The organism is Enterococcus sp. 4E1_DIV0656, from assembly GCF_002140695.1.
Taxonomy (GTDB): domain Bacteria; phylum Bacillota; class Bacilli; order Lactobacillales; family Enterococcaceae; genus Enterococcus_D; species Enterococcus_D entomosocium.
On the sequence record NZ_NGLF01000001.1, the window covers coordinates 2,207,223 to 2,210,817 of the forward strand.

3 protein-coding genes are annotated in these 3,595 nt (G+C 30.3%); all 3 read left to right on the plus strand.

All coding sequences use genetic code 11. The features are described from left to right. A partial coding sequence (locus A5882_RS10430) for a CDP-glycerol glycerophosphotransferase family protein (RefSeq protein WP_086372716.1) occupies window positions 1-965 on the plus strand: 965 nt, incomplete at its 5' end. After that, window positions 955-1,689, plus strand: a complete 735-nt coding sequence (locus tag A5882_RS10435) for a WecB/TagA/CpsF family glycosyltransferase (protein ID WP_086372717.1) — start codon at window positions 955-957, stop codon at window positions 1,687-1,689. The genes A5882_RS10430 and A5882_RS10435, both read left to right, overlap by 11 nt. A 62-nt stretch (window positions 1,690-1,751) precedes the next feature. Beyond that, the coding region (locus A5882_RS10440; RefSeq protein ID WP_176462018.1) for a CDP-glycerol glycerophosphotransferase family protein at window positions 1,752-3,595 on the plus strand (1,844 nt) is incomplete at its 3' end.

A 3,595-nucleotide genomic window follows, 5' to 3' on the forward strand; every position in this document is an offset into this window, starting at 1 on the left:
ATACAAGTAATTCTACTACCTTAGCAAAAAAATTTGAGTCAAGAGGCTGCCAAGTGTATAGTCTCAGTTCGCTTAATAGTCTATTTACAAAAATTGTTCCATTATTAAAGGGATCAAAAGTAGTAATATGTGATAATTATTTTCCGATATTGGGTGGTATTGATTTTTGCAAAGAAACAAAAATACTTCAAATTTGGCATGCAAATGGAGCAATTAAGACATTTGGACTTGAAGCAAATTATGCCAAAAATGCTTCGGATAAAAACAAGGATAGATATAGACAAGTTTATAAGAAAATTACGGATATAGTAGTTAGTTCATCAAAAATGGCTGATATATTTAAGAGTAGCTACAAAATTGATCCAAATATTTTGAAATTTGGTTATCCTTTAACAGATTATTATCTCAATGAAGGAACAAAAATGAAAATGTTAAAAGTGAAAGAAACTATAAAGAAAAAAATCATTTTGTATGCTCCTACTTACAGAGAACATAGCCATAATTATATTGATTTAGGATATTTATCTTCAAATATCTCAGGTGATAGTTTATTGTTGGTGCATCCTCACCCAAGCGATAACGTACTTAAAGAGCAACTAAAAGTTTATCCCAGTATCATGACACATTTGAATAATTTTAGTTTGCAAGAAACTCTTTTTTTAACAGATGTTTTGATTACTGATTATTCGTCTATCCCATTCGAATATTCTCTTGCTAATCCTGAAGGGAACATTGTTTTTTTCTGTCCTGATTTGGATAACTATCAAAAAGAAGTAGGGTTACAAACTGATTTTATTATGAGTGAAGAGTATGAGATATTCGAGAACATTGAAGATGTTGTTGAAATTATTAATAAGAACGAAAATACTACTTTAAATCATTTTAATCTAATATGGAATGAATATGCAAATGGAAAAGCTATTAAGCAACTTATAGAATGGATTGAAGTCACTTATGAGATCTGAATTGATAATGGGAATTCCGGTTGATAATATATCTTATGATAATATAATTGAAGATGTTTCCAGTTACTTAGATAAACAAAATAAAATGACAATTGTTAGTATTAATCCACAAATTGTTACAGAATCAAAAAAATATCCTGATATCGTTGATTTTATTTGGAGAAGTACTCATAGAATACCGGATGGCATAGGAATTGTATTGGTATCAAGATTAACTGGAGGGAGTATATTTGATAGAGTAACGGGTTATGATTTGATGATTAGGATATTGGCTTTTGCAAATGAAAATAAAAAGCGAATTTTTTTATATGGGGCAAAACCGTGTATCTTAGAAGATACTGTAAAAAATATAAAACATTCATATCCAGATTTAATTGTTGCAGGAGCCATAGATGGATATAATCAATTGAAGGAAGAAGAAATTGTCAGTCATATTAATGAATCAAACTCTGATATGCTTTTTGTTGCATTAGGGTTTCCTCGTCAAGAACAATGGTTAGCGCGTAACATACGTGAACTTAATGTGTCCATTTTTCAAGATGTAGGCGGGAGCTTTGATGTGATTAGTGGACACGTTAAAAGAGCACCAAATATTTTTATTAAATTTCATTTGGAGTGGCTCTACCGATCTTTAAGTAACCCCAAACGATTAGGAAGAATTTTGCAACTTCCTATTTTCTTATGTAAAAGTATTGTTTGGAGTATGCGCAAATTAAATAGTTGATCTTTTGGAGATTAATAAAAAATAAATGAAGTTAATTTACTAAACTATTGGAGGAACTAATTGTGGTTTTGAAGAAAATATATACAAAAGCTAATTCTGTTCAACGAATTATTTTTCCCGATTTACAACATCGTATGAGGCTATATTATGCAGATCATTATGAGAGCACACCAATCGAGTCTAAAACTATCTTATATGAAACAAGAGATGGCAAATCAATCGTAGATTCACCGTTGGCTATATTTAATTACTTGACATCAGATGAAAGATTTTCTGACTTTAATCATATTTGGGTTATTGATAAAGACGCTGAAGGTATCAAAAATACTATTTCAGAACCATCTAAAAAGAAAGTGAAATTTGTTTATCGTGACACATTAGATTACGTAGATGCACTCCTGAAAGCTAAGTATCTTATTTCAAATTCGACATTTGAATCATTTTTTGTTAAAAGATCAGATCAAATTTACATTAATACTTGGCACGGTACACCTCTCAAGTTTATGGGCTTTGACATACCGGGATCAGTTTCTCATTCTCAAAACGTCCTAAGAAATTTTTTAATGACAGATTATATTCTATCACCAAACGCACATACTTCTAATATTTTTATTGATAGTTATAAATTAAAGGGAATTTATTCAGGAGAGATATTGGAGGGGGGATATCCTAGAATTGACGCTACACTATCAAAAAATAAAGATTCAGTTTATGGAAAACTCAAGAGTGTTGGTGTGAATATACGAGGTGATAGAAAGAAAATACTCTATTGTCCTACTTGGAAAGGTCAAAATGTTCATCAGGCAACGGATGATATTGAACAAATAGTCAATGAAACGTTAAGATTAAAAGAAAAATTTTACGATGAATATGATGTGTTAGTAAAAGTTCATCCATTTATCTATAATGAGATAAAAAATGACAGTAGATTATTTGGTCTATTAATTTCAGATCTAATTGATGCCAACGAAGTGTTGTCTATCATTGACGTGCTCATTACGGATTATTCAAGCATTTTTTTCGACTTCTTAGTTACAAAAAAACCAATCATTTTTTATGCCTGGGACAAAGATTTATACAGTTTTGAAAGAGGAATGTATCTGACAAATGATGAGTTACCAGGTCCTACTGCAGAAAACTTTGATGAGTTACTAAAATTGATTCAATCGGTGGAAGTGAATCATACCAAATATCAAAAAAAATATGAAGAGCTGGCTCAGCGTATGGTTCCATATGAAGATGGAAATGTGACAAAAAAATATGTGGAATATATTTTTAAAAAACAAGATTCAAAAAATATCACAGTTCATACAGTTAATTCAAAAAAGAAAAAGCTGCTAATATTTCCTGGTGGTATGAGGAATAATGGAATAACATCAAGCTTTTTAAATCTGACCAATAATATTGATTATTCAAAGTATGATGTTACTGTTATTTGCAATCCTTCGAGCAATGATGAAATCAATAACAATCTAAAGGCAATGAATAAAAACATTAGGCCTCTTTTCCGATTTGGAATTGACATTCTTACAAGAAAAGAAAAACTAGTTAACAAGAAATTTGCTGATCAAGGTGTGGAAATAGATCAAAGAAGTAATTATCCGGAAAACGGGTATCGTCGAGAGATGAATAGGCTTGTTGGTAATTTAAAATTTGATGTAGCAATTGATTTTAGTGGTTATAGCTATTTTTGGGGAAGGCATATTTTAGGAGCAGATGCAAAAAAATATATAGTTTTTATGCATAATGATCTCTATTCCGATTCTCGTAGAGAAGTGAATGGGAAAATGCCAATGTTTAAAGATTTAAATGGTTTGTTCTCTATTTATTATAAGTTTGATAAACTATTGAGCGTTTCACCTATGACAAGAGACGTAAATTATAGTAATTTGAAGAAATATGTTAG